This window comes from Desertibacillus haloalkaliphilus (assembly GCF_019039105.1).
Taxonomy (GTDB): domain Bacteria; phylum Bacillota; class Bacilli; order Bacillales; family KJ1-10-99; genus Desertibacillus; species Desertibacillus haloalkaliphilus.
Genome location: NZ_JAHPIV010000578.1, coordinates 1 through 332, shown reverse-complemented (window position 1 = coordinate 332; position 332 = coordinate 1). Strand labels below are relative to the sequence as shown.

The following is a 332-nucleotide window of genomic DNA, read 5'->3' as shown; positions in this document are numbered from 1 at the left end:
ATCAAGTGTTGGAGTGTTTGCATTTGTTGCCCCTGTACTTTGACCAGAAGAGTTCCCAACTTCATTGCTCCCAAGTAATTGCAACACTTGTTGACGAGCTTTATTTAAACTCACCCCTAAGTTATTTAAAACACGAGCCGCAACACCTTCTCCTTCTCGGATAAGGCCAAGTAAAATATGCTCGGTTCCAACATAAGAGTGCCCTAGTTTACGTGCTTCATCCATCGAAAGTTCAATGACTTTTTTCGCTCTTGGAGTATAGTGAATCGTCTTAGATCCTTCTTGTCCTTTTCCAATTAACGACTCAACTTCCTTTTGAATCTTTTCAGATC

1 protein-coding gene is annotated in these 332 nt (G+C 40.7%); it reads right to left on the bottom strand.

The window, feature by feature from the left end:
- On the bottom strand, positions 1–332 hold a 332-nt coding region (locus tag KH400_RS23350; protein ID WP_281418777.1), incomplete at both ends, for a Clp protease N-terminal domain-containing protein.